This is a genomic window from Chryseobacterium sp. 6424, from assembly GCF_003692615.1.
Lineage (GTDB): Bacteria > Bacteroidota > Bacteroidia > Flavobacteriales > Weeksellaceae > Kaistella.
Map to the genome: position 1 here is coordinate 1,255,287 of NZ_CP023540.1, position 24,652 is coordinate 1,279,938.

The 24,652-nt window shown below is 43.8% G+C and carries 22 protein-coding genes; 12 read left to right on the plus strand and 10 right to left on the minus strand.

All coding sequences use genetic code 11. The features are described from left to right. Nucleotides 1–47 precede the first annotated feature (47 nt). The 6 genes from CO230_RS05905 to CO230_RS05930 all read left to right on the plus strand — a co-directional run bounded on the left by CO230_RS05905 (nt 48) and on the right by CO230_RS05930 (nt 10,014). Nucleotides 48–2,699 (plus strand): cation-translocating P-type ATPase, encoded by a 2,652-nt coding sequence (locus tag CO230_RS05905; protein WP_122027747.1) that lies wholly within the window; start codon nt 48–50, stop codon nt 2,697–2,699. A 196-nt stretch (nt 2,700–2,895) separates the two neighbouring features. Then, nucleotides 2,896–3,954, plus strand: coding sequence for an AI-2E family transporter (locus tag CO230_RS05910; protein WP_122027748.1), 1,059 nt, complete (start codon nt 2,896–2,898; stop codon nt 3,952–3,954). Nucleotides 3,955–4,049: 95 nt separating this feature from the next. Then, complete coding sequence (locus tag CO230_RS05915) at nt 4,050–4,832, plus strand: TIGR00266 family protein (protein ID WP_122027749.1); 783 nt, start codon at nt 4,050–4,052, stop codon at nt 4,830–4,832. Nucleotides 4,833–5,035: 203 nt separating this feature from the next. Next, complete coding sequence (locus CO230_RS05920) at nt 5,036–6,919, plus strand: DNA topoisomerase IV subunit B (RefSeq protein ID WP_122027750.1); 1,884 nt, start codon at nt 5,036–5,038, stop codon at nt 6,917–6,919. Between the two features lie 3 nt (nt 6,920–6,922). Beyond that, nucleotides 6,923–7,405 (plus strand): hypothetical protein, encoded by a 483-nt coding sequence (locus CO230_RS05925; RefSeq protein WP_162989990.1) that lies wholly within the window; start codon nt 6,923–6,925, stop codon nt 7,403–7,405. A 5-nt stretch (nt 7,406–7,410) separates the two neighbouring features. Then, nucleotides 7,411–10,014, plus strand: coding sequence for a DNA gyrase/topoisomerase IV subunit A (locus CO230_RS05930; RefSeq protein ID WP_122027752.1), 2,604 nt, complete (start codon nt 7,411–7,413; stop codon nt 10,012–10,014). Nucleotides 10,015–10,055: 41 nt separating this feature from the next. Here the strand turns inward: CO230_RS05930 and CO230_RS05935 are convergent, their stop codons facing one another. Together CO230_RS05935 and CO230_RS05940 are read right to left on the minus strand one after the other, a co-directional pair. Next, a complete protein-coding gene (locus tag CO230_RS05935) occupies nt 10,056–10,331 on the minus strand; it encodes a PDZ domain-containing protein (RefSeq protein ID WP_122027753.1) in 276 nt (91 codons plus the stop codon). A gap of 122 nt (nt 10,332–10,453) precedes the next feature. Beyond that, nucleotides 10,454–13,015 carry a BamA/TamA family outer membrane protein gene (locus CO230_RS05940; RefSeq protein ID WP_122027754.1) on the minus strand — a complete coding sequence of 854 codons (2,562 nt, stop codon included), beginning with the start codon at nt 13,013–13,015 and terminating at the stop codon, nt 10,454–10,456. Between CO230_RS05940 and CO230_RS05945 the strand changes: the two genes are divergently transcribed. Then, the gene (locus tag CO230_RS05945) at nt 13,001–13,732 is read left to right on the plus strand and encodes an RNA methyltransferase (protein ID WP_122027755.1); all 732 of its coding nucleotides are present in this window, start codon (nt 13,001–13,003) and stop codon (nt 13,730–13,732) included. The two genes, CO230_RS05940 and CO230_RS05945, sit on opposite strands and share 15 nt — an antisense overlap. 27 nt (nt 13,733–13,759) lie before the next feature. Here CO230_RS05945 and CO230_RS05950 read toward each other — a convergent pair whose 3' ends face one another. The 5 genes from CO230_RS05950 to porQ all read right to left on the minus strand — a co-directional run bounded on the left by CO230_RS05950 (nt 13,760) and on the right by porQ (nt 16,866). Next, nucleotides 13,760–14,257: a phosphoribosyl-ATP pyrophosphatase gene (locus tag CO230_RS05950; protein ID WP_122027756.1), complete on the minus strand. Its 498-nt coding sequence runs from the start codon at nt 14,255–14,257 to the stop codon at nt 13,760–13,762. A gap of 4 nt (nt 14,258–14,261) precedes the next feature. After that, complete coding sequence (locus tag CO230_RS05955) at nt 14,262–14,570, minus strand: phage holin family protein (RefSeq protein ID WP_122027757.1); 309 nt, start codon at nt 14,568–14,570, stop codon at nt 14,262–14,264. A gap of 81 nt (nt 14,571–14,651) precedes the next feature. Beyond that, nucleotides 14,652–15,035: a YtxH domain-containing protein gene (locus CO230_RS05960; RefSeq protein ID WP_122027758.1), complete on the minus strand. Its 384-nt coding sequence runs from the start codon at nt 15,033–15,035 to the stop codon at nt 14,652–14,654. 95 nt (nt 15,036–15,130) lie between these two features. Beyond that, the gene (gene cmk / locus CO230_RS05965; protein ID WP_122027759.1) at nt 15,131–15,805 is read right to left on the minus strand and encodes a (d)CMP kinase; all 675 of its coding nucleotides are present in this window, start codon (nt 15,803–15,805) and stop codon (nt 15,131–15,133) included. A gap of 62 nt (nt 15,806–15,867) precedes the next feature. Beyond that, nucleotides 15,868–16,866, minus strand: coding sequence for a type IX secretion system protein PorQ (porQ, locus tag CO230_RS05970; protein WP_122027760.1), 999 nt, complete (start codon nt 16,864–16,866; stop codon nt 15,868–15,870). Nucleotides 16,867–16,999: 133 nt separating this feature from the next. Here porQ and pyrH point away from each other — a divergent pair, with 133 nt between their 5' ends. Both pyrH and frr read left to right on the plus strand, forming a co-directional pair. Next, nucleotides 17,000–17,707 carry a UMP kinase gene (gene pyrH, locus CO230_RS05975; protein ID WP_122027761.1) on the plus strand — a complete coding sequence of 236 codons (708 nt, stop codon included), beginning with the start codon at nt 17,000–17,002 and terminating at the stop codon, nt 17,705–17,707. Between the two features lie 71 nt (nt 17,708–17,778). After that, nucleotides 17,779–18,333: a ribosome recycling factor gene (gene frr, locus CO230_RS05980; RefSeq protein ID WP_122027762.1), complete on the plus strand. Its 555-nt coding sequence runs from the start codon at nt 17,779–17,781 to the stop codon at nt 18,331–18,333. Between the two features lie 26 nt (nt 18,334–18,359). Here frr and CO230_RS05985 read toward each other — a convergent pair whose 3' ends face one another. Further along, on the minus strand, nt 18,360–19,007 hold the full coding sequence (locus CO230_RS05985) for an NAD(P)H-binding protein (RefSeq protein WP_122028909.1): 648 nt from the start codon (nt 19,005–19,007) through the stop codon (nt 18,360–18,362). Between the two features lie 77 nt (nt 19,008–19,084). On the opposite strand from CO230_RS05985, the gene CO230_RS05990 reads away from it, so the two are divergent. Then, complete coding sequence (locus CO230_RS05990; protein ID WP_122027763.1) at nt 19,085–19,438, plus strand: MmcQ/YjbR family DNA-binding protein; 354 nt, start codon at nt 19,085–19,087, stop codon at nt 19,436–19,438. Here the strand turns inward: CO230_RS05990 and CO230_RS05995 are convergent. After that, the gene (locus CO230_RS05995; protein WP_122027764.1) at nt 19,435–20,355 is read right to left on the minus strand and encodes a bifunctional riboflavin kinase/FAD synthetase; all 921 of its coding nucleotides are present in this window, start codon (nt 20,353–20,355) and stop codon (nt 19,435–19,437) included. The genes CO230_RS05990 and CO230_RS05995 overlap by 4 nt on opposite strands. Nucleotides 20,356–20,459: 104 nt before the next feature. On the opposite strand from CO230_RS05995, the gene atpD reads away from it, so the two are divergent. Next, nucleotides 20,460–21,968: a F0F1 ATP synthase subunit beta gene (gene atpD / locus CO230_RS06000; protein ID WP_122027765.1), complete on the plus strand. Its 1,509-nt coding sequence runs from the start codon at nt 20,460–20,462 to the stop codon at nt 21,966–21,968. 73 nt (nt 21,969–22,041) lie between these two features. Beyond that, a complete protein-coding gene (locus CO230_RS06005) occupies nt 22,042–22,323 on the plus strand; it encodes a FoF1 ATP synthase subunit delta/epsilon (protein ID WP_122027766.1) in 282 nt (93 codons plus the stop codon). A gap of 88 nt (nt 22,324–22,411) precedes the next feature. Here CO230_RS06005 and CO230_RS06010 read toward each other — a convergent pair whose 3' ends face one another. Continuing rightward, complete coding sequence (locus tag CO230_RS06010; protein ID WP_122027767.1) at nt 22,412–24,598, minus strand: B12-binding domain-containing radical SAM protein; 2,187 nt, start codon at nt 24,596–24,598, stop codon at nt 22,412–22,414. Between the last annotated feature and the right edge of the window lie 54 nt (nt 24,599–24,652).

A 24,652-nucleotide genomic window follows, 5' to 3' on the forward strand; every position in this document is an offset into this window, starting at 1 on the left:
ATTATTCCTATATTTAAGCTAATTTCAAACTTATAAAGACAATAAAGATGTGGTTTACAAAATCTGTTGATGACACCTTGAAAGAACTTCAGGTAAATCCTTCCACCGGTCTGACCGATGAGGAAGTACAGAAGCGCAAATCCCTTTATGGTAAAAACCGGCTTGCGGCTAAGAAGAGAAAATCAGTGTTTCAGATCTTTATCTCCCAGTTGAATGACTGGCTCATATACGTTTTGTTCGCTGCTGTGATCATCACTTTTTTGATGGGCGAATACATAGATTCGGTCATCATCATTACGGTTATTCTCATTAATGCAGGCATCGGTGTCTATCAGGAAGTAAAGGCGGGTAAAGCGATTGAGGCACTGATGAAGATGTCTTCACCAAAAGCACTGGTGCGGAGGAATGGCCACACTACTGAAACCGACAGTACCGAGCTTGTGCCCGGTGATATTGTGATCCTTGAAGCTGGTAGGATAGTGCCGGCGGACCTTCGGCTGCTCGAAGCCGCAAATCTACAGACAGAGGAATCAGCGCTCACCGGAGAGTCCGTGCCAGGCGAAAAAGAAGCAGATGCGGTATATCACGATGGTGCCACCCCCTTGGGAGACCGTAGAAATATGGCTTTCATGTCCTCGGTAGTTACCTACGGCCGTGGTATAGGTGCCGTAGTCGCCACAGGCATGCAAACCGAGGTCGGAAGAATCGCCCATCTTATCAATCATGAAGAAACATCAAAAACGCCGCTCGAACAGAAGCTGAACGCTCTTGGTAAAACACTCGGCAAAATGGCTGTGGGCGTATGTGCGTTCATATTCGTACTATCATGGTTTCAGGGTAGGGATCTGGCAGAAATGTTCCTTACGGCGGTTTCATTAGCGGTCGCTTCAATACCTGAAGGGCTCGCGGCCATTGTCGCTGTAGTACTGTCTGTGGGTGTTACGGCCATGTCGAAAAAGAATGCCATCATCCGTCAACTCCCTGCGGTAGAAACGCTGGGTTCAGTTAATGTCATCTGTTCTGATAAAACCGGTACGCTAACGATGAATAAAATGACGGTCACACAGATCTATACCACAGATGGATTATTAAATGTCGAAGATCATACGGACGGAAAAGTCTCACCCGAAGCAGAGCTTTTAGCCAAAGGCATGATCCTTTGTTCAGATGCAACGCTGCACCAAGGCGAGGCTACCGGTGATCCCACAGAAGTCGCCCTGTTGGCTTTAGGAGACAATATTGGCATTAACCGTACCGAACTTGCAAACGATACACGCAGGTTGAATGAAAAAGCCTTCGACAGTGACCGCAAGATGATGTCGGTACTCATAGAAGATAAAGAGGGGCATTACAGCGTATATACCAAAGGCGCACTTGGCAGCCTGAAAAAAATTGTCACGCATATATACGATGAAGGCCGAAACCGCCCGATTACACAAAACGATCTGGATCAGATCACCCGTACGGCGCGCGAAATGTCAGGCCAGGCGTTACGTACGCTTGCATTGGCATACAAACCGGCTACCAAGGATCTAAAACCCGAAGAAATGGAAGAGGATTTGGTTTTTGTAGGCCTCACCGGGATGATGGACCCTGCTAGGGATGAAGTGAAACCATCGGTGCAGCAGGCTAAGGAAGCCGGCATTAAAACAGTGATGATTACCGGTGACCACCGAGATACTGCCTTGGCTATTGCACAGGAACTTGGGATTGCGCAACACAGCGGCGAAACCATCACTGGGCCGGAACTCGACCAGTTAAGCGATGAAGGGCTGAAAAACAAAGTGAATGATTACACCGTCTATGCCCGCGTGTCCCCTGAACATAAAGTGAAAATTGTTCGGGCGCTGAAAGCCGGTGGGCATGTAGTTTCGATGACCGGTGATGGCGTGAACGACGCACCCTCCCTGAATGCAGCAGATATTGGTGTCGCTATGGGGATTACCGGCACCGACGTGGCCAAGGGAGCAGCCGATATGATCCTTACCGATGATAATTTTTCAACCATCGTAAAGGCGATTGAGCAGGGACGCAATATTTACAGTAATATCCGAAAGTCTGTGATATTTTTGTTAACGTGCAATCTGGGTGAGGTGATTGTGATGTTTTTGGCACTGCTGTTAGGTTGGGCTTCACCGTTGATTGCTACACAATTGCTTTGGATTAACTTGATTACCGATTCGCTGCCGGCCATCGCGTTGGGTATGGACCCCGGCGATCCTGATGTGATGAAAGAAAAACCACGCGCTGCGGACGAAAGTTTTTTTTCGCATGGTGCAGGTCTCCATGCGGTCCTCGGTGGAATGTTTATCGGGCTGATTACGCTTTTTGCATATTGGTATGGCTATGCCGAACTTGGATACAGCCCGTTTGATGAAAACATTCCGGAGGAAGTAGTGAAAAACGCGCAAACACTCGCATTTATGGTGTTGGTATGTGCGCAGTTATTTTATTCATTGGGGCTTCGTAACATGAAAAAGCCACTGTATAAGATGAGGATTTTCGGGAACAGATACCTCATCGGCGCTATCTTGCTTGGCGTAACCCTTCAGTTACTGGTGTTGTGGGTGCCTGTACTCCGTGATGCCTTTAAACTCCACATGCTCGATCAAAAAGGCTGGATAATGGCCATTGTCCTTGGCATTTTACCCCTCGCAGCACTTGAATTATACAAAATAATTTTTGTGCGTGGGAGGTAAAAAGTTGGGATGAATATTACAAACAGAACTGGGACATGTTTTTTAAATAATTTAGATCCATCATATTTCCGCTGGTCAATGTATCAGGATACTTACTACCTAAAGGGTAGATAAAGAGTAGATTAAGAGTATATAGTGGGTACCTAATGGGTACACTTAAATGTGTATTTTTGCTAAAACCTTTTAACCGGCTGTCATGCAGAAACTCTTTGAAAAAATCAATATACAGAAAGCACTGCTTTTTCTATCGCTGATCACCATTCTCATCATTTTGGTGGAACTGAAATATTTCCTCTCAGGGTTTTTAGCCGCAGTTACGCTGTATGTGCTCACGCGCAAGTTTTACCACCGACTTACGGAAGTGAAGAAATGGAAGAAAAACCTTGCGATCTCACTCATTATCTTTTTGATCATTATCACATTTGCCGTACCGCTGTGGATCATTCTAGAAATCCTGATCCCGAAGATTAACGAGTTTGTCAGCGACCGACAGGCTATTGTAGAAAAATACACCGCCGTACGCACCTTCCTCGAAAACAACAAATACCTTAAAAGTTTTGATTTCCACTTAACCAATGAACAGATCCTGCAAATCGTTAACCGCGTCATTTCTTACATTCCTTCAACGCTAAACTGGCTTGGACAAACATTTGCCAACATTTTTGTGGCTTTGTTTATCCTATATTTCATGTTGCGGCAATCACGCCCGATGGAGCAGAAATTCAAGGAACTGCTGCCATTATCGCGCGACAGTAAAAAATATTTCATTCATGAAAATGCTGCTCTAATTCGCTCCAATGCCTACGGCATCCCGGTGCTCGGTTTCAGCCAGGGCGTTATAGCGATCATCGGATATTATATCTTCGGGGTGGATAATGCCATTTTCTGGGGTTTGCTTACCGGCGCGGCCTCTATTGTCCCTGTCGTAGGTACCATGCTTATCTATCTGCCGATTAGCGTGTATCAGATCGCCAGTGGTGATGTGAGCGGCGGCCTGATGCTGGGGGCCTACTGTCTCGTGCTTGTGGGTGGGATTGATAATGTCCTCAGATTTACACTTCTAAAGAAAACAGCCGACATTCACCCTTTGATTACCGTGTTCGGGGTCTTGTTAGGGTTACAGATTTTCGGCGTGATGGGTTTGGTTTTCGGGCCGGTTTTACTCTCTCTGCCTGGAATTCTTTATAGAATGTTTGAAATGGAAAGAAGTTTTAAAAATCTCGAAGAACACAGGAATGAAACCGCGGAAAATTAAACCTAACCTTTAAAGTTTTTTGGGAAAACGTCTGGAAAACGCTGTAACGTAATCACGTTTACTTTTACTAATCTGTAGAATTTAACATTAAAAAAATGAACAACCACGAAATCGACTACAAAATTCACGGCGAAGAAATGCAGTGCGTAGAAATAGAACTTGATCCTAATGAAAGTGTAATCTCCGAACCCGGCAGTTTCATGATGATGACCGATGGAATACAGATGCAGACCATGTTCGGTGATGGCAACGAAAAAGGGTTCATGGGCAAAATCTTCTCGGCCGGAAAAAGGATGCTTACAGGCGAAAATCTCTTCATGACTGTATTTACAAACGTTTCTTCCGGAAAAAGACAGGTGTCGTTTGCAGCGCCGTATTCGGGTAAAATCATCGCACTCGATCTGTCTGAACTCGGCGGAAAAGTGATTTGTCAGAAAGACTCATTTTTGTGTGCGGCCAAAGGTGTTTCAGTGGGAGTTGAGTTGCAGCGCAAGCTCGGGACCGGACTTTTCGGTGGTGAAGGTTTCATCATGCAGAAACTCGAAGGCGACGGCATGACCTTCGTGCACAGCGGCGGACACGTAATCGAAAAAACCTTACAACCCGGCGAAATCCTGAAGATCGACACCGGTTGTATCGTAGCATTTACCAAGGAGGTAGATTATGATATCCAGTTCGTAGGCGGCATCAAAAATACCATTTTCGGAGGTGAAGGCTTGTTCTTTGCACAGCTTCGCGGCCCGGGGAAAGTTTGGATTCAAACGCTGCCAATTTCCAGGCTCGCCGGACGAATCCTACAGTTCGGCAACAGCAAAAAAGGCGAGGAAGGCAGTATGCTGGGTGGTCTCGGCCGTATGTTGGATGGTGATGGTTTCTAATCAACTGTTGGTTATACAATACAAAGTTCGTTTCGCAACCTGTGAAACGGACTTTTTTAATTTCAGCTGCTTGCAGCCATACCGCTGAAAACAAATATGATGAATAAAAACCGAACCTAAAATCTTCCTAAAAAATTTTAACTGTACCGTTAGATTCACTATTTTTGTGAATTGCTGCTTTTTTAAAGGCTCGCAGCTTAAATATGATCGAAAATAACAGTGTAAACTATTCCGAAGACAACATCCGTACCCTCGACTGGCAGGAGCATATCCGCATCAGGCCGGGCATGTACATCGGTAAACTGGGCGATGGCTCCTCTGCCGACGACGGCATCTATATTTTGCTTAAAGAAATCATTGACAACTCGATTGACGAGTTTGTGATGAAAGCCGGCAAGCGTATCGAAATAAAAATTGACGAAGGTAAAGCCACAATCCGCGATTATGGCCGTGGAATCCCACTTGGGAAAGTAGTGGATGCCGTTTCAAAAATGAACACCGGCGGAAAATATGATTCTAAAGCTTTTAAGAAATCTGTCGGTCTGAACGGAGTCGGAACCAAAGCGGTGAACGCTCTTTCAGAATTTTTCCGCGTAAAATCTGTACGTGAAGGAAAAGTAAAAATAGCGGAATTTTCAAAAGGGCTCATCACCAATGATTTCCCCGAAGCTGAAAGCAGCGACCGGAACGGAACGGAAATTACCTTCGTGCCCGATGCTACCATCTTCACACATTTCAGGTTCCGCAAAGAGTACATCGAGAAGATGCTCAAAAATTACTGCTACCTGAATCCGGGACTTAAAATCATCTTCAATGGAGAAACATACTTTTCCGAAAATGGCTTGAAAGATTTATTACAGGAGGAAATTGAAGGCGAGATTCTGTATCCGGTCGTTCATCTGAAGGACGAAGACATCGAAGTGGCTATCACACATTCCGACAAATCACAATCGGAGACCTATTTTTCCTTTGTCAACGGTCAGAATACCACGCAGGGCGGAACGCATTTGAATGCTTTCCGTGAAGCGTACGTGAAAACCATCCGCGAATATTTCAATAAAAATTTTGAAGCTGCCGACATCCGTAAGTCGATCATTGCTGCTGTGGCAGTAAAAGTTATCGAGCCGGTTTTCGAATCGCAGACCAAAACAAAATTGGGTTCAAACGAAATGGAACCGGGCAAGGAAACGGTGCGGACTTTCGTGACAAATTTCCTCAAGAATAAGCTCGACAACTTCCTGCACCAAAATCAGGAAATTGCCGAAGCCATCCACCGCAAGATTATCATTTCCGAACGCGAAAGAAAGGAACTTTCCGGCATACAGAAACTGGCGCGTGAAAGAGCCAAAAAAGTTTCGCTTCACAATAAAAAACTGCGCGATTGCCGCCACCATTACAACGACCAGAAAGCCGCGCGTAAAGCCGAAACGATGATCTTCATTACCGAAGGTGATTCGGCTTCGGGTTCTATCACAAAATCGCGGGACGTGGAAACGCAGGCCGTTTTTTCATTGAAAGGTAAACCGCTGAACTGTTACGGATTAACGAAAAGGGTGGTATATGAAAACGAAGAATTCAACTTATTGCAGGCGGCTTTAAACATTGAAGATTCACTGGAAGATCTGCGTTACAACCATGTCATCATCGCCACCGATGCCGATGTGGACGGGATGCACATTCGCTTACTGATGATCACATTCTTCCTGCAGTTTTTCCCGGATCTCATTAAAAACGGGCATCTTTACATTTTGCAGACGCCGCTCTTCAGGGTTCGGAACAAAAAAGAAACCCGTTACTGCTATTCTGAACAGGAAAGAATCAAGGCATTGAACGAACTTGGGAAAAACCCTGAAATCACCCGCTTCAAAGGTTTGGGAGAGATTTCGCCGGATGAGTTTAAGCATTTTATCGGTAAAGACATTCGATTAGAGCCGGTAGTGATTGGTAAAGACCAAACCATCGACCAGATTCTGGAATTTTATATGGGTAAGAACACCCCTGACCGCCAAAATTTCATCCTCGAAAATCTGGTAGTGGAAGATCCTGATATTGATAAGAAAGAAGTGCTGGCTGACGCCGAAATGTAACCTATGAAATTCAGCAATTCGCACAAGGCACCACTATATAATTCCATCATCATCGTTCCCATGCTGATATTGCTGATGGGTAGTGGCGCATTTTTACTTGGTGTTAATACATATGGGTTGTTGGGCACGTCACTTTTCATGGGTATGATCATCGTCCCAGTCGTACTTCTGTTGATTGTTAGTCTGCGGGGCAGGCAGATATTCGAGTATGACAGTGAGGGCGAAACACTGAATCTTTCGAATAAAGGCAGTCTGTTTCGGGGCAAATTTATTAATGATGAATTTCCGAAATACAAGCTGCAACATTATGAAATCGTAGATTTACTGGTTTTAAGAAGACTGTATATCACCATATCGAGCAAAAGAAACCGCCCGATAATTTTAAAATATGAAATTTCTTACCTCACACCAACACAGCTGCGCGAATTATGTAGCTGTTTGGATGAGGTGATTAAGAACAATCAGGAAAACAGGCAAGAGCCATAGAGTTGATGGAAGAACAGGAAAATCATGGACAGGAAACCCTGAAGAAAGTTTCGGGACTATATAAAGACTGGTTTTTAGATTATGCATCTTATGTAATTCTGGATCGTGCGATCCCGTCTATTTACGACGGTTTCAAACCAGTGCAGCGACGTATTTTACATTCAATGCGCGAATTGGAGGATGGCCGCTACAACAAGGTCGCTAATTTGGTAGGTAACACCATGAAGTACCATCCCCATGGTGATGCATCCATCACCGACGCGATGGTACAGATTGGCCAGAAAGAACTGCTGATCGACACACAGGGGAACTGGGGTAACATCTACACCGGCGATTCTGCTGCGGCCGCACGTTACATTGAAGCACGGCTGACGCCATTTGCGCTCGAAGTCGTGTTTAATCCCAAAACCACCGAATGGGCCAAATCCTATGACGGCAGGAATAATGAACCTATCGATCTGCCGGTGAAGTTCCCGCTGCTGCTGGCTTCAGGGGTCGAAGGAATTGGGGTGGGGCTTTCTACGAAGATCATGCCGCATAATTTCAATGAGCTCATCAGCGCGTCTATTGCGCATCTTAAAGGCAAAAGTTTTGAGCTGTATCCCGATTTTCTTACCGGTGGTTTGTTAGATGTCTCCAACTATAACGATGGGGAACGAGGCGGCAAACTTCGCGCACGTGCCAGAATCATCCAGAAGGACAAAAATACACTTTGTATCACAGAGTTGCCTTTCGGTAAAAATACCGGGGATCTTATTGACTCCGTGATTAAAGCCAACGAAAAAGGCAAAATAAAGATCAAAAAAATCGAGGATAACACATCGGATCAGGTAGAAATCAACATTCATCTGAACAATGATGTATCGCCCGACAAAACGATTGATGCCCTATACGCTTTCACCGATTGTGAAATCCCCATTTCACCCAACGCCTGCGTGATCGTAGGGGATAAACCCGAGTTTTTATCGGTTTCCGAAATCTTAAGACGAAACACCACGCACACCGTATCGTTACTGAAAAAAGAACTGGAAATCGAACTGAACGAGCTTCAGGAAAAATGGCACTTCGCCAGCCTCGAAAAGATTTTCATAGAAAACGAAATCTATCAGGAAATTAAGGGTAAATCTTCAAAAGAGGAAGTTTACAGCGCGGTTGGTAGTGGTCTAGAACCTTTTACAGCAAATCTACTACGCGCCGTCACTACAGATGATATCGTGAAGCTCACCGAATTGCCGTTTATGCGGATTTCGCGCTACGATCAGGATAAAGCGGTGGAGAACCTGCTGGCTCTTGAGGGTAAGATAGAACAGGTGAAACATCATTTAGCCAACCTGATTGCCTATGCGATAGATTACTTCACCGGTATCCAGAAGAAATATGGCAAAGGCCGCGAACGGCGTACCGAGCTCCGCATCTTCGATACCATTGATGCTACCAAAGTAGCGGTGGCCAATGAAAAATTCTATGCCAATTTCGAGGAAGGCTTCATCGGGACTTCATTAAAAAAAGACCAGTACCTGTTTGACTGCTCGGATATTGATGACATCATCACCTTCCAGAAAGACGGTACCATGAAAGTGGTGAAAGTAGAGCCGAAAACATTTATCGGTAAAAATATTGTGCACGTGGCCGTATGGAAGAAGAACGACAAACGCACGGTGTACAATATGATCTACCGCGAAGGCAAAGAAGGTCCGTATTATATGAAACGTTTCTCGGTTACAGGCGTTACCAGAAATACCGACTACAAACTGGCTTCAGATAAAAAAGGGTCGGAAATGCTATATTTCTCCGCCAACCCCAATGGCGAGGCCGAAGTCGTGACTGTCCTTTTAAAGCCCAACGCCAGAATCCGAAAGAATAAGATGGAAATCGACTTCTCAGAAATCGGTATCAAAGGCCGCGATTCCAAAGGGAATTTGGTAACCAAATATGCGGTGAAGAGGGTGGACCTGAAGGAAGAAGGCCATTCTACACTTGCCCCGCGCAAAATCTGGTTTGATGAGACCGTTCGGCGCTTGAACGCGGATGCACGTGGCCGACTGCTGGGCACTTTTAAAGGAGATGATAAAATACTTACCGTAACAGCCAGTGGGGAAGCTAAACTCGTAAGTTTTGATCTGATGAACCGTTTTGATGATCAATATCTGATCCTTGAAAAGTGGAATCCCGAACAGCCATTGACCACCATTTATTATGATGGCGAAAAGCAGATTTACTTTATCAAACGTTTCCTGCTTGAAAACACGACCAACGTACAGGCATTCATGCCATCAGATCATCCAAAATCATTTATTGAACAGGTTGTTTATGCCAACGGCGCCACCGCCGAACTGGTATTTGCCAAAGAAAAAGACAAGCAGCGCGAGCCGGAAACTATTAATATGGATGAATTTATATCCGTTAAAGGCATTAGAGCGATTGGCAACCAACTTACCAAGCACAAAGTGAAATCCATTAACATAACGATCCCTGAACCTAAGGAAGAAATGAATCCCGGTTTTGATGTAGTGGAAAGTACTGAAGGACACATCAGTTTTATTGATGAAGATGTGAAAGAAGAGGATTTCCCAGATGAAGGAACGATTGGCAGTCTCTTCGATGAATGATTTTAAAAATAAAAGTCGCCCGACCAGGCGACTTTTCTGTATCAGAATTTTACGTTAACAGTGAGTTCTTCCCCATCCCGCAGGACTGTAATCGGCAGTTCATCACCCGGATTCACCTTTGACAGGCAGTTCATGTACGAATAGATCTCAGTCACTTCGCAGCTGCCAATGCGCGTCAGCACATCACCAGCCCTGATGCCGGCAAGCGCTGCCGGGCGGTTTTCGGATACGCCGTCGATGAGCATCCCATCTTTGGTATCTGCATAATTTGGCATAATGCCGAGTGTTACTTTAAACTGTGGTAATTCGTTGTTCATTGTTCTTTTTGTTTAACTTTTAATATTTGAATAGCCATTTGTTAGCCGCCCAACCTGTAACTAAGTTCGTGCCTTTTCAAGCGTATGTAAACAAAAAAGCCACAGAAAGCTGCGGCTATAGATTAAAATGGATATCCAAAGGCGAAATTCAGCACAGGCTTCCAGGTCTCACCGAGTACAAAACGCTCACCCAAAGGTCGGTTCGGGTCATAGACTTTATAAGCGGCATCCAACCGAAGTGTGATATACGCGACATTGATACGAAGTCCGACACCGGTGCCCACACCCATTTGCGAAATAAATTTACGGAACTTAAACTCATCCCCGAAGCCACTGTCTTTCAGACTCCAGATATTACCTGCATCAACAAATGCGGCACCCTCGAACATTTCGGTAAGCGGCATGCGGTATTCAATATTTGTGGTCAGTTTCACATTATCCATTGCGTAAGACCTAATTTTTTCATCAAGCTGCGAATCCGCCGGACCCAAACCACCGAACACCCGCCACGCACGGATGTCATTTGAGCCACCATTAAAATAAGACCTCACAAAAGGCATCGTGGAAGAATTTCCGTATGGGATACCAATGCCGATAAACTGTCGTAAGGCCAACGTATGCCTATCATTAAAGAAAGTAAAATACTTCCGCACATCCACATCGAATTTTACAAACTGTGAATAAGGAATGTCAAATATCGTATTTGAAGCTTCAGATACCAGCGCATCATCATTTGTCCTGTTTTTGAACGCGCTGAAAACGTTGCCGGCCAGTTCAACTTTGGCATTCAGGTAAAAAGGGTTCGGGCGGTCTTTCTTACCGATTTCATTATAAATTAAATTATAAATAAGAGAAGAAATCAGCACGTCCTGTGTTTGCCGGTCTTTGTTCAGGAGCGATTGCCGGAACGTGTTGTATTGCGAGAGCGGTTCGCCAGTAAGTGAGTTCTGGTAATTACTGTCGTTGAGAATGATTGAAGAAAACTCATCAGAACTGATGGCTCCGTTTTCAAAATCATTGAAAAGACCCGGCGAATAATGCTGGAAAACGATGTTGCGTACCACTGCATCAGCCGGGAAGAAATCATAGTAACGGTCCTTATTCCGCGTTAAACTGAGCTGGATATTAAAAAGTGACAGCCGGTGAGAAATGATGTCGTTCACATTCGCGAAATAATTAAGGCTGGTATTGAAGCCGATTCTCCCTAAACCGATGTTGTTCTGCACTGAAGTCCCGAGGATGACAGAACTGGTAGGAGAGTATCTTTTCGGAATCAGCTTCCACGACTTGAATGGTAACATCAACCGCGGGAAACTAAGGTTTCCCTGGGCGGAAATTTCGTATGCGATCGCTCTTTTATCCGTGTTTTTAGTATCCACCACCGATCCGAAAATACCTGAAATACTGGTGGTAAGGTTTTCAGCGCCGCCAAAAATGTTTCTGCTCGTCAAATCCACCGATGGTGATACCCCAAAGTTCAGTATCTGAGAGTAGTTCAGGTCTGTGGCGATCCGCAGGTCGTATTTCGGCAGTGGGGCCAGGTAATAACTTACATCCAGAATGCTGTCGTTGCCTTTGCGCAAGATCTCATCGTACCGCAACACGCTGAAGTTGTTCATCGAGGCGATGTTCCTTTTGGTAAGGTCCAGATTGCGCTGTTGGTACACTTCGCCTTTTCTTAAAATAATTGGTCGCCACAGCGACATGGTTTTATACTGGTCATCAAGTTTATAGAAATTGATGCCGAGCAGAGAATCCTTTACCGTATCTACCGAATCCGAGAGTTTCTCGAGATAATGCACTTTTATATCGCCAATAGTGGTAAGGCGATAGGGCGTATCTGCTGAATCGCGGTGGATATCCATTGTCAGCGGTACCTGCTTCCGGCTTTGTAACGTGTCTGCGGTGAAGTAAATCTGCTCATTGTTGTTGTTGAATTTATAATACCCACGCTCTTTCATCAGATCACCGATGCGCTTCACTTCTTGCTCCAGAGTGCTTTGGTCTAGTGTTTGCCGACTTTTTATCAAACTTTTTGATAGGTCCTCTTCATAAATCTGCCTGATGTTCTTATCCGGGATATTGTAATAATAATCGCTGATAACCGTAGGGTCGCGGTGGGTGATGAGATAATTGGCCTGGGCTTTTTTCGCAGCAGAATCCAAATCATGCGTGTATTTCACATCAGCATCCCAGTAACCACGATATACGTAGAATTTGCGTATCGAATTGGCGCTGGTCTCCGTCTTTCCCTGATCCAGGATTACCGGTGGTTGACCGATGTTGTGCATAAATCTTTCATAAAAAAGACTTTTGCCCACATACTCCGGATGGTTATATTTAATGAAAAGCGAATCGCGTAACTTCTGGTCCCTCATCTCTGAAGGATAAGTCATGTATTCATTAAGTATCGAGTCGTATTTTGGGTTCGTGGCATTATACATCCAAAGTCCTATCGGAAGCACGAAAAGTTGCTTCTTATTGGGCTTCTGGCTTACATAGCTGCCCACTTCGCTGTCGAAAAGTTTACCATCTTCATACCTGAAGTTATTTTTGGTAAGCAAATATTCCCCCTCTGGCACCTTTCTGGTCGTACTGCACGCGTAAAGCGCAAAAACAGCCATTGCAGATGAGGAAAATATATAATACTTTTGAAAATATTTTGATAAATGCTTACGGCTCATAAAATAAAAATATTACAGTCTCTTGACAGGAAGAAGTTCAGACAAAAATACAATTTGTTTTTGGTTGAAGGGAATAAAACCATTAAAGAAATCCCACACTCTCCTTACCAAATTATGGAACTTTATTCCGTAAATCCACAGGAAATAAATCATATTTTTAAAGATACTACCCAGGTTTCTGCCACTGAACTTAAGAAAATCAGTTTCCTGCAACACCCGAAAGATTCGGTGGCTGTATGTAAACTTCCGGAGGAGGCAGCGCCAACTGAAGTACCGATAGAAATAATTTTAGATGGCATACAGGATCCCGGAAATCTGGGGACCATCATCCGTTTGGCCGACTGGTTCGGCATCGAACAGATCAGGTGCAGCATTGATACTGCAGATGTGTACAACCCGAAAGTCATTCAGGCAAGCATGGGCTCATTTTTACGGGTAAAAGTAGTGTATGAAGATATAGCCGATTATTTAGGTAATACCAACAACCCCGTTCTCGGCACCGATATGGAAGGAGAAAATATTTATACCTATAATTTCCCGGAACGTTTCAGCTTGGTCTTAGGCAACGAAGGCAATGGCATACGGCCGGAAATTGAATCGCTTTTGACACAGAAGATTACGATCCCACGTTTTGGACGTTCGCAGGCCACCGAAAGTCTGAATGTGAGCATGGCTACCGGAATCGTATTGGGTGAAATATTTTCCGCAAAGGCATAAAAAAAACCGCTGAGAAGCGGTTAAATTTTATATCAGATGCTGCATACTCGAGGTGGTTTTGTTCCTTTGGTAATTTTCCAGCCGTTCGCGAACCATTTTCAATACAACGGGTGCCACATAAATCAGCGCGAGGCCAATGGCTTTTTTCTTCCAACTGGTATTGTTAAGGTTCTCTCTGGCATATTTCCCTACCAAATTCACAGCACCAAGTTTAAGTGCATTTTCTGCGATGCTTACTGCTTCCGGGCTGCTGGTGATGCTGTGCACATTCTTTCTGGTCAATACAGATTCGCGGAAATTATTTGCGAATTCTTTCACAATACCACTTGAATCGAAGGCGAGGCGCGTTCCGCCGCCAGGTTTCGGTTCTTCGGTAAGGAATTTATCTGTAAAACCATTGGTGAAAGCACTTAGGCTTTGTTTGGTGTTATCAAAAGTCAGCAAGTCTTCCATATCGGAAACTTCCTTTTTTAAAAGTGCCTTTTTACGGCGCAATTCTTCAAGATTGTTATATTTTGCTTCCATAATGTTAACCGCTAATAGATTTGATGATTTTATTGGCCACTTTATCTTTAATGGCTTTGCGTGCAAGGAATATAACCAGCATCAACAGTAGATAGAAGCCCGCAAGGATCAGGAATCCAAGGCCATAATTATCTACCCAAGTGCCAATAAGAAATCCCAGGCCGATGTTCAGTAGAATGATGAAGAAGAGGGCGGCCACTGCTATAAGCACAAGGTAGGTAGTGGTACCTGCCACGACAGAAGATTTTTCTGTAGCCTCCATTTTCAGCAGGTCCAGCCTTTTCCCGGCATAATCTTTTACAAGGTTCAGCATAGTATTTTGTTTTGGTTTACAAAAAAGGAACTTCAAAAAAATTAAAGTTCCTTTTAATTTAAAATCTTAAGAACCTGGTAATTAAGATTTCATTCCGTCCAACTCGTTTTCAACATCCTTTACAACTTCTGTAGTCGTAGCGATGGCTTGGTCTTTATATTTATCGTATCCTTCTTTTACAGAGCTCACCACTTTGTCAGCGGTTTCGCGCACCTGTGTGGAAATATTGCCATATTGGTCTTTTACCTTCACGGAAACATCCTGAAACTGCTCTTTAGCCTTTTCGCTCATTTTCCCATATTGGTCCAGCGCCTGGTCTTTCAGATCGTTGGCTTTAGCTTTTACTTTCCTTCTGGTTTCAGCGCCTTCCTCCGGTGCATATAGCATTCCTAATACCAATCCTGCTGCGGCACCTGCAAGTAAACCTGCTAAAACTCCTGCTGAGTTATTTCCTTTTTTAGACATTGTGATGTTTTTAATAGTTAATATTAATGTTTGAATAAGATATGTAGGAAGTTACAATTTATATACCAATTAGATTAAAGTGTTCTTAAAATTTGTTAAATCTCTTTGATATACGATAACAGCAGCTCGATGGTTTCCTTTTTCGTAAGTTGAGAGTTATCGATTAAAATGGCGTCTTCGGCTTGTTTCAGCGGTGCAACTTCACGTTCGCTGTCGGTTTTGTCACGGGAAATCAGGTTTTCGCGGACTTCCTCTTCCGGCATTTCAATTCCCAGGTTTTTTAATTCTAGGAATCTTCTTTTGGTACGTTCTTCAATGCTTGCGGTAAGGAAAAATTTGTAATCGGCGTCTGGCAATACTACGGTGCCAATATCGCGCCCATCAAGGATAACGCCGCCATCATTGGCGATTGCACGCTGTGTTTGCAGCAAAAAATCGCGTACTTGGGGCTGACTGGCAATTAAACTTACATTTTCAGATACTTCTTTGGTTCGGATTTCATTCGTGATGTCTTTACCATCCAGAAATAAAATCAGCTCCTCATTGATCTTCCTGAAACCAAGTTTAAGTTGCGGTAGCTGTTCGAATAAAGCCGGTAAGTTGATGTTGCCATCGGGCAAACGGCAAGAGGTAAGTGCAAAATAGGTAATCCCTCTGTAAAGCGCACCAGTATCCATATGGACGAGACCTAGTTTTTGTGCAATGATCTTTGAAATGGAGCTTTTTCCGGTGGATGAATAACCGTCTACGGCGATTACAGGTTTTCTCATAAGGCAAATTTCATCATTTTTTTTCAGATGCCGAAATCTGCAGCGGCGGAATTTCTAAATTATCAACGGCGGTTGCCACCTACCTGAATTAGGTCGAGCGTAAGGCCAAACATATTCATATTAGCAGCGTTGTGGTACCGCACATGCGCATAATCAAACCTAAAGGCGGAAATCTTTATCCCAAAACCGGCCGAAAGCCCAGTAAAACTCCGCTGATCGAGCACGGCGAGTTCATTACCGCGTTTTACATTATATCCGAAACGGATATTGAAAGCCTGTTGGGGGAATAATTCTGCACCTACCGAAAGATGGTCCAGAAGTTTCCTCTGCCAGCTGATTTCCTGACCGTTGTTGTTATAATCCTGGGAAATATTGAACTGCTGAAGATCGTGCGCCGTGATGGTAAACGCCAATGGAAACTCATCAAGTATCTTCGTATAACCCAAATCTACCCGAAACGCCACATCTTCACGAAGACCATTGTAAGTCTTAAACAGATAACCAAAATTCCTGAAAACCAACGCCAATGTTTCATTACTCAATTCATTATGATAAGTAATTCCTGCCGAACCAATGACTGCCATTGACGTGTAGGTATCAATTTTTGAAGTGACAAAACTGGCACTTCCGGCCACCGTCCAATCCTCATCGAACTGATAAGCATAGGAAAGGCCTATGGCAGCATCCATCGCCCCGAAATTGCCGTTGATCTCAGCGCTTTCATCGGTTCGTGGCATGTTCCCATAATCCATGTAACGGATGTTCAGTCCAATCAAGTGTGCTTCATTGAGATCGCGTACATAACTTAATGTTCCGTATTTCGAGTCTGCCAGATAGGAGGAATAATTCAAGGAAATCATTTCATCCTGCTCAATATTCATCAAACCGGGATTAACAGCCGCGAAACCCACATCATAATCCCGCACAGATACCGCATCACCTCCCATGGCTGCCTGGCGGGCAGAAACGGGCAAGTTCAAGAATGGGTAAATCTTAGTCCCTTCCTGAGCGCAAACGCAAACAGTATATAGAAGCACCGAAAGTGTGGCAATCTTTTTCAATGGGGTAATTATGGGTGCAAATGTAATTTTTTTAAGAATTTTCCGGAAATTTTCGCTGTAAATATAAATCTATTAACGGAATTATCTGCGTTTACTTATATTTGCAAAGCAAAAAATGCGATTAATACAAACCATGAAATACCAAAGAATTCTACTTAAACTCAGCGGCGAAGCACTGATGGGTAACCGACAGTACGGGATTGATAACGACAGGCTGAAGGAATATGCTGCCGAAATCAAAAAAGTGGTAGACCTGGGCTGCCAGGTAGCCATCGTCATCGGTGGTGGCAATATCTTTCGGGGATTGGCTGGTGCTGCCTCCGGTATGGACAGGGTTCAGGGTGATTACATGGGGATGCTCGCTACCGTAATCAACGGTATGGCCTTGCAGGGCGCGCTTGAAGATGCAGGTATCCATACCAGATTGCAGTCTGCGATAGAAATGGACAAAGTGGCTGAACCTTTCATCAAAAGAAAAGCGACCCGCCATCTGGAAAAAGGCAGAGTGGTCATCTTTGGCGCAGGCACCGGTAATCCGTACTTCACGACCGATACCGCAGCTACACTACGCGCGATTGAAATTGATGCTGATGTGATCCTGAAAGGCACCCGGGTGGATGGTATCTACGACTCTGATCCTGAAAAGAACGAAGCGGCGGTGAAGTTCAATTCCCTAACTTTTGACGAAGTGTACGCAAAAGACCTGAAAGTGATGGATATGACGGCTTTTACTCTCAGCCATGAAAACAAACTCCCAATCATCGTCTTTGATATGAATAAAGAGGGAAATCTGGTGAAGATTGTGAAAGGTGAGAATGTAGGAACACTTGTAACGATATAAAAATAATTAAAGGCCAGTTCGCGGTTTAAAAATCAGGTGAAGCTGGCTGTATCAACCGAAACAACAATATTATGGAACAATTAGAATTAATTGTGGATATGGTGAAGCAGGAAATGGATGCGGCCATAAAACACCTTGATCATGCTTTTCAGAAAATCCGCGCCGGGCGCGCGTCCACCACGATGGTACAGGACGTAGTGGTAGAATATTATGGCGCGCCTACACCGCTAAACCAGGTGGCGAACGTGATGGTGCCGGATGCGATGACGATCTCTATCCAACCTTGGGACCGTACAGCGATTGGGGCTATTGAAAAAGCCATCATCAATTCTAATCTTGGTTTTGCACCGATGAATAACGGTGAAAACATCATCCTCAATGTACCGCCACTTACCGAAGAGCGAAGACGCGATTTGGCCAAAACTGCCAAAGCCGAAAGTGAAGCTAGCAAAGTTACCGTAAGAAATGCCCGCCAAGACGGCATGAAAGAACTCAAAAAGCTTGATGGTGTTTCCGAAGATTTGATTAAAGGAGCGGAAGCCGACATCCAAGCGCTTACTGATAAATATGTAAAGCTTTGTGATGACCATCTGAAGGCCAAAGAAGCCGATATTATGAGAATATAGTTGAAAGTCCTGAATCTTCAGGACTTTTATTTTTCCGCAAAACTGAATATCGCGCCCAATTTTATATTAGAGTAGCCATTGCTCTTGATTTTCGCGGCGTTGATCATCGCTTTTGCCAGTGTGGCGGTTGGTAACGGTTTCTGCGATTCTAAAATTCCGAGTTTATTAGCAAATTTAATGATTTTTCCACCCAGGACTTCACCGGTGCGGTCGCTGTCTTTCCTGTCGAGCATACCGGGCTGAAAGATGGTTATTTTACCGAAATGCAGGGTTTTCACTCTTTCCTCAAGTTCACCTTTCATCCGCGAGTAAAATAATTTCGATTTTGCATTGGCGCCGTAAGCCGACACGAGGATGTAATCTTCCACCTTATTATCGCTGGCTGCTTTGGCAAAGTAATACTGATAGTCAAAATCAACCTTCCATTGGGCATCGTTACTTCCTGCAGCTTTTAGTGTGGTTCCAAGGCATGAAAACGCTACATCACCGTTTACAAGCTGCTTCCACTCATCGGGTTTATCAAAATTGATAACGTGTGCAGACAGTTTTGGGTGACTGAAATCCAGAGGTTTTCTAACAAAAACAGCTACTTCCGAATAATCGGGATCAGCAAGAAGTTGCTGAACCAAATCTTTTCCTGTTGCGCCTGTGGCACCTATAATTAATGCTTTCATGTACATGTATTTTATGAGAACAATCGTCTTGTTATTCTTTAAATTGATTATATTTGAAGATAAATTCACCCATCGAAATGGATGCCAACCAGATTATAGACTATTGCCTTGCGAAAAAAGGAGTTGATGAATCTTTCCCGTTTGATAAGGAAACCCTGGTGATGAAAGTGGGCGGGAAAATGTTTTTGCTGATGTCCCTGGATAAGCAGCCGGTAAGTATTTCCGTAAAAACCGATCCCGAATGGAGTGCAGAACTTCGCGGGCAATATCCGCAGATTACTGGCGCCTACCATTTGAACAAAACGTATTGGAACTCTGTACGATGCGAAGGTTTGAAACAAGAGTTACTCACAAAACTTATCGATCATTCTTACGGACTCGTATTTAGCTTGCTCACGAAAAAAGTGAAAGAAGAAATATTGAAATCTTAGAATTTAAAGTTTTCTGTAAGCCTTTTGTCCTCATCAAGTCTTTCAATCAGTTTCTCCAAAGACTCGAACTTGATTTCATCATGCAGAAAATCGCGGAAATTTACAGAGATTTGTTTTCCGTAAATATCATCGTTGAAATTGAGGATGTAAACTTCTACTGAAAGCGAACTGCCGCCGACGGTGGGGTTGGTCCCAATGCTCAGCATTCCTTTATATTGTAAGCCATCAATGAAGACTTCAACAACATAGGCACCTTTTTTTGGTAAAAGTTTCATCGGATTCACGGCGATGTTCGCAGTGGGATAACCGATGGTCCGCCCAATCTTTTTACCGCCAATCACTTCACCCGAAACCGAGTAAACGTAACCCAGCATTTCGTTTGCAGCCTTCACGTTACCTTCTACCAACGCATTCCGGATCTGCGTGGAGCTGATGGGTTGGGTATGATAATCTACCGCCTGTACCTGCTCAACTTCAAAACCATACTCAGAAGACATTTTTTGTAAAAGATTAAAATCGCCGCTGCGGTTTTTGCCGAAAGTATGGTCGTGACCGATAATCAAATGCTTGACGTTCAGTTTATCTACCAAGACCTGTCGGATAAATTCTTCACCGGAAAGATTGCGGAACACTTCATCAAATTCTTTCAGAAAAAGATGCTGTACACCGTTTTTATTGAGAAGATAGGTTTTTTCCTCAATCGTATTCAGCAATTTTAAATCATCACATGGGTTGAAAACCGTCCTCGGATGTGGCCAAAAGGTGAGTATAGCTGACTCCAGACCTTTATCATGAGCAATTTCATTAAGATTTCCGATGATGGTTTGATGCCCACGGTGAACCCCATCAAACATGCCTATAGAAAGGGCTAACGGCGTGTCGGAAGAATAATCGTGAAGATTGTTGATGGTTTTCAAAAGTAGCAGTTTTTGATGCTGCAAATATGATAAAAATCTTCAATTAAAATCAATTGCCAATTTGGGAAGTTTCATTATATTTGCACACACGAAAAAAATCAGCAATGGCAAACCAAATTAAAGGAAAAATTTCTCAAATTATCGGTCCGGTAATCGACGTGGTTTTCTCGGATGCAACAGCGCTTCCAAAGATCTACGACGCACTGGAAATCTTGAAAACAGACGGTAACAAAGTAATTCTTGAGGTAGAACAACATATCGGTGAAGACTCCGTAAGATGTATCGCGATGGATGCTACAGACGGTCTTCAGAGAGGTCAGGAAGTTATTTCCCAGGGCCGCCAGATCACCATGCCAACCGGAGAAGGTGTGTATGGACGTCTATTCAACGTAGTAGGCGATGCTATTGACGGTATTCAGGATGTTTCTAAGGAATCCGGTTTGCCTATTCACCGTGAAGCACCAAAATTCGATCAGCTTTCTACATCTGCAGAAGTTCTTTTTACAGGTATTAAAGTAATCGACCTTGTAGAGCCTTATGCAAAAGGTGGTAAAATTGGTTTGTTCGGTGGTGCGGGTGTTGGTAAAACAGTACTGATCCAGGAATTGATTAACAATATTGCAAAGGGACACGGTGGTCTTTCTGTTTTTGCCGGTGTAGGTGAAAGAACGAGAGAAGGGAATGACCTTTTGAGAGAGATGCTGGAATCCGGCATTATTAAATACGGTGATGAGTTTATGCACTCCATGGAAAATGGCGGTTGGGACTTATCTAAAGTAGATATGGAAGAAATGAAAGACTCTAAATGTACTTTCGTTTTCGGACAGATGAACGAGCCACCTGGAGCAAGAGCGCGTGTAGCACTTTCGGGCCTTACAATCGCGGAATACTTCCGTGATGGTGACGGACAAGGTCAAGGTAGAGACGTACTTTTCTTCGTTGATAACATCTTCCGTTTCACCCAGGCAGGTTCTGAGGTATCTGCACTTCTTGGGCGTATGCCGTCTGCAGTAGGTTACCAACCAACTTTGGCATCGGAAATGGGTGCGATGCAAGAAAGAATTACTTCAACTAAAAACGGTTCCATTACTTCTGTACAAGCGATCTACGTACCTGCGGATGACTTAACTGACCCGGCGCCTGCAACTACATTTGCTCACCTTGATGCAACTACCGTATTGGACAGAAAGATTGCTTCATTAGGTATTTATCCTGCGGTTGATCCATTGGCGTCAACTTCAAGAATCCTTACGCCGGAAATCTTGGGTGATGAGCATTACGACTGTGCACAGAGAGTAAAAGAAATCCTTCAGAAATACAAAGCTTTACAGGATATCATCGCTATTCTTGGTATGGAAGAACTTTCCGAAGAAGATAAATTATCTGTATACCGTGCAAGAAAAGTACAGCGTTTCCTTTCTCAGCCTTTCCACGTTGCAGAACAGTTTACAGGTCTTAAAGGTGCATTGGTAGATATTAAGGACACCATCAAAGGATTCAACATGATCATCGATGGAGAATTAGATCACCTTCCGGAAGCTGCTTTCAACCTTAAAGGAACCATCGAAGAAGCAATCGAGGCTGGAGAGAAAATGTTGGCAGAAAACGCATAAGAAATTTTAAATGCTAAATTTTAGATTTTAGATTAGTTTAAAATTTAAAATCTATAATCTATAATTTTAAGAAATGAATATTAAAATTTTAACCCCTGAATTTGTAGCTTTCGAAGGCGAAGTAAGTTCTGTACTGCTTCCGGGCAAGAACGGAGATTTCCACATCAAGAAAGATCACGCGGCTATCGTAGCATCGCTCACAGGCGGTAAAGTAAGGGTTTATACCAACACGATACCCGAGAACTACGAGAAGCATTTCACCAAAGAAAACACATCTGACAGTGTGTATTCAATTGAAGTGAAAAGCGGCGTGGTAGAATTCAGCAATAACAAAGGGATTATTCTCGCAGAATAATTTCAGTTCAGATAAAATGAAATCCCGGAATCTAATTTCGGGATTTTTTTATGTCTTATTTTAAAATGATTAAATTTTTCAGCCGTATCTAAAGGCTCAGCACAACACCATTTTCCTTAAGCTGCTGAACAGGTTTCGAAAACCAGAACATTTCGAAATCCTCGAAATGAAGTTCGAAATCATTTTTCAGTTGCTGAAGCGTGATCTGAGTGCCTTTTTCGATCGAATAATGCTTCATCGTGTCGATAAGCCACGCGGCCACCTGACGATCGAGTTCGATTTTAAGCAAATTCGTGTTCAGATGGAAAGTCAAAGCCGTCATTTCGCGCGACAACCCTTTTCTTGACTTGATAAAATCTTCTTTGATAGGCTCTGGGTGCAGGAATATGACCTTTGAATTTGCTTTAAATTTAAATGTTTCTTCTTCAATTAACGAATTGTGGATAAAATCCTGATCTATAGTCGTACGCGGAATCTTAAAATCAAACCAATCCTGCAGCGGAATTTCAAAATTGATTCCGTGCATATAGTTGAACAAAGATTTTTTCAGTCCGAAACTGAACTTGCTGTGATCAATCCCCGTACTGTCGATGAAATCGACGTCATTATTGGCAAACATAATCTCGCGTTTCACCGGCATCACCCCGAATTCTTCCGGCTTTATCCCGATCGGTGAGTGTGCAGTCATCGCGAACTGGTGCCAGAAGCCGCTTTGCAGCACGCCCATTTCGAAAAGTTGCCTTACCATTTCAAGGGAATCCACGGTTTCTTGAACTGTTTGGGTCGGGAAGCCGTACATCAAGTAGGCATGAACCATGATTCCCGCTTCGGTAAAATTTCGGGTTACCTGAGCCACCTGCGCCACCGAAACGCCTTTATCGATGAGCTTCAGAAGTCGGTCACTGGCCACTTCAAGTCCGCCGGAAACCGCCACACACCCGGAAAGTTTAAGCAGGAAACACAAATCCCGACTAAAACTCTTTTCAAACCGGATATTGGTCCACCACGTCACCACCAGTTTCCTGCGGATGATTTCGAGTGCTACTTCGCGCATCAGCGCCGGCGGTGCGGCTTCATCCACAAAATGAAATCCGGACTCGCCTGTTGAAGCCATCAGTTCCTCCATTCTGTTGACCAGAATTTTTGCAGCGACAGGCTCGTAAATTCGAATATAATCAAGCGAAATATCGCAGAATGTACATTTGCCCCAATAGCAGCCGTGCGCCATCGTGAGTTTGTTCCACCTGCCGTCACTCCAAAGGCTGTGCATCGGGTTTGCAATTTCGATTACCGAAATATATCTGTCGAGCAAAAGACCGCTGTAATCCGGCGTGCCAACTTCCGCCTGGCGATAATCGGGCAGGGTGGAATCATTCAAATACACCACTTTGGAATCTTCTAAGAGGAAAGTACGTTTATACGATCTTGGACCTTCATTTTTAAGATTTTTGATCAGCAGTTCAAGCGGAAGTTCACCGTCATCCAAAGTAATAAAATCGAAGAACTCAAAAACACGTTTATCCTTTACTTCGCGCAGTTCAGTGTTCGGAAAACCGCCACCCATAGCGGTTTTGATGTGCGGATATTTTTCTTTGATGTGTTTCGCGCAACGGAATGCAGCGTACAAATTACCCGGAAACGGCACCGAGAAACAGACCAATCCTGGATTTTCGCAGTTAAGATGACCATCCACAATATTTAATGTCAAACGGTCAATGTAGGTCTTTGGACCGATAATTTTCTGATATAATTCGTCGAACGAATTTGCGCTTTGGCTGATACGTTCGGCATAGCGGCTGAATCCGAAATCCGGGTCGATATTCTCAACGATATAATCTGAAAGGTCTTCAAGATAGAGCGTGGCGAGATGCTTGGCTTTGTCCTGCAAACCCATATTCCCGAAAGCATAATCAAGCTCGTCGAGCTGAGCAAAACGGGAAGCTTCGGGCAGAAAATTCATCGTGCAGATTTGCCTTGCCAACGTCGCATTTTTATTCTGAAGGAAAAGAATGACCTGATCGATAGTTCGGATATACTCGTTCCGGAGCGAAAAAATCCTTTGCGAGTTCACGGAAGCTTTTTGCAGATCGGTCGGTTGCGAGAAGACATTGGAGATTCCTTTTTTCGAGAACAATTCCAGTATCACTTCAATCCCCAAATCCATCTGATAGCTTTCAATATTCTTAGTTTTAAGAAAACCTTTGATATAAGCTGTGGCGGGATACGGCGTATTAAGCTGCGTAAACGGGGGAGTGATAAGGAGGATATTGCTCAAAAGTAATTTTTTGCAAATTTATCTTAAATCTTTCAGATAAACAGGGTGCTTCAA

Excerpts from the sequence above, each read along its gene's own strand:
- CO230_RS05940 (WP_122027754.1), bottom strand. The coding sequence starts at position 13,015 with ATGAGCCGTAAGCATTTATCAAAATATTTTCAAAAGTATTATATATTT.
- CO230_RS05905 (WP_122027747.1), top strand. The coding sequence starts at position 48 with ATGTGGTTTACAAAATCTGTTGATGACACCTTGAAAGAACTTCAGGTA.
- atpD (WP_122027765.1), top strand. The coding sequence starts at position 20,460 with ATGGCAAACCAAATTAAAGGAAAAATTTCTCAAATTATCGGTCCGGTA.
- pyrH (WP_122027761.1), top strand. The coding sequence starts at position 17,000 with ATGAAATACCAAAGAATTCTACTTAAACTCAGCGGCGAAGCACTGATG.
- frr (WP_122027762.1), top strand. The coding sequence starts at position 17,779 with ATGGAACAATTAGAATTAATTGTGGATATGGTGAAGCAGGAAATGGAT.
- CO230_RS05945 (WP_122027755.1), top strand. The coding sequence starts at position 13,001 with ATGCTTACGGCTCATAAAATAAAAATATTACAGTCTCTTGACAGGAAG.
- CO230_RS05985 (WP_122028909.1), bottom strand. The coding sequence starts at position 19,007 with ATGAAAGCATTAATTATAGGTGCCACAGGCGCAACAGGAAAAGATTTG.
- cmk (WP_122027759.1), bottom strand. The coding sequence starts at position 15,805 with ATGAGAAAACCTGTAATCGCCGTAGACGGTTATTCATCCACCGGAAAA.
- CO230_RS05950 (WP_122027756.1), bottom strand. The coding sequence starts at position 14,257 with ATGGAAGCAAAATATAACAATCTTGAAGAATTGCGCCGTAAAAAGGCA.
- CO230_RS05990 (WP_122027763.1), top strand. The coding sequence starts at position 19,085 with ATGGATGCCAACCAGATTATAGACTATTGCCTTGCGAAAAAAGGAGTT.
- CO230_RS05925 (WP_162989990.1), top strand. The coding sequence starts at position 6,923 with ATGAAATTCAGCAATTCGCACAAGGCACCACTATATAATTCCATCATC.
- CO230_RS05955 (WP_122027757.1), bottom strand. The coding sequence starts at position 14,570 with ATGCTGAACCTTGTAAAAGATTATGCCGGGAAAAGGCTGGACCTGCTG.
- CO230_RS05960 (WP_122027758.1), bottom strand. The coding sequence starts at position 15,035 with ATGTCTAAAAAAGGAAATAACTCAGCAGGAGTTTTAGCAGGTTTACTT.
- CO230_RS05920 (WP_122027750.1), top strand. The coding sequence starts at position 5,036 with ATGATCGAAAATAACAGTGTAAACTATTCCGAAGACAACATCCGTACC.
- CO230_RS05915 (WP_122027749.1), top strand. The coding sequence starts at position 4,050 with ATGAACAACCACGAAATCGACTACAAAATTCACGGCGAAGAAATGCAG.
- CO230_RS06005 (WP_122027766.1), top strand. The coding sequence starts at position 22,042 with ATGAATATTAAAATTTTAACCCCTGAATTTGTAGCTTTCGAAGGCGAA.
- CO230_RS05930 (WP_122027752.1), top strand. The coding sequence starts at position 7,411 with ATGGAAGAACAGGAAAATCATGGACAGGAAACCCTGAAGAAAGTTTCG.
- CO230_RS05935 (WP_122027753.1), bottom strand. The coding sequence starts at position 10,331 with ATGAACAACGAATTACCACAGTTTAAAGTAACACTCGGCATTATGCCA.
- CO230_RS05910 (WP_122027748.1), top strand. The coding sequence starts at position 2,896 with ATGCAGAAACTCTTTGAAAAAATCAATATACAGAAAGCACTGCTTTTT.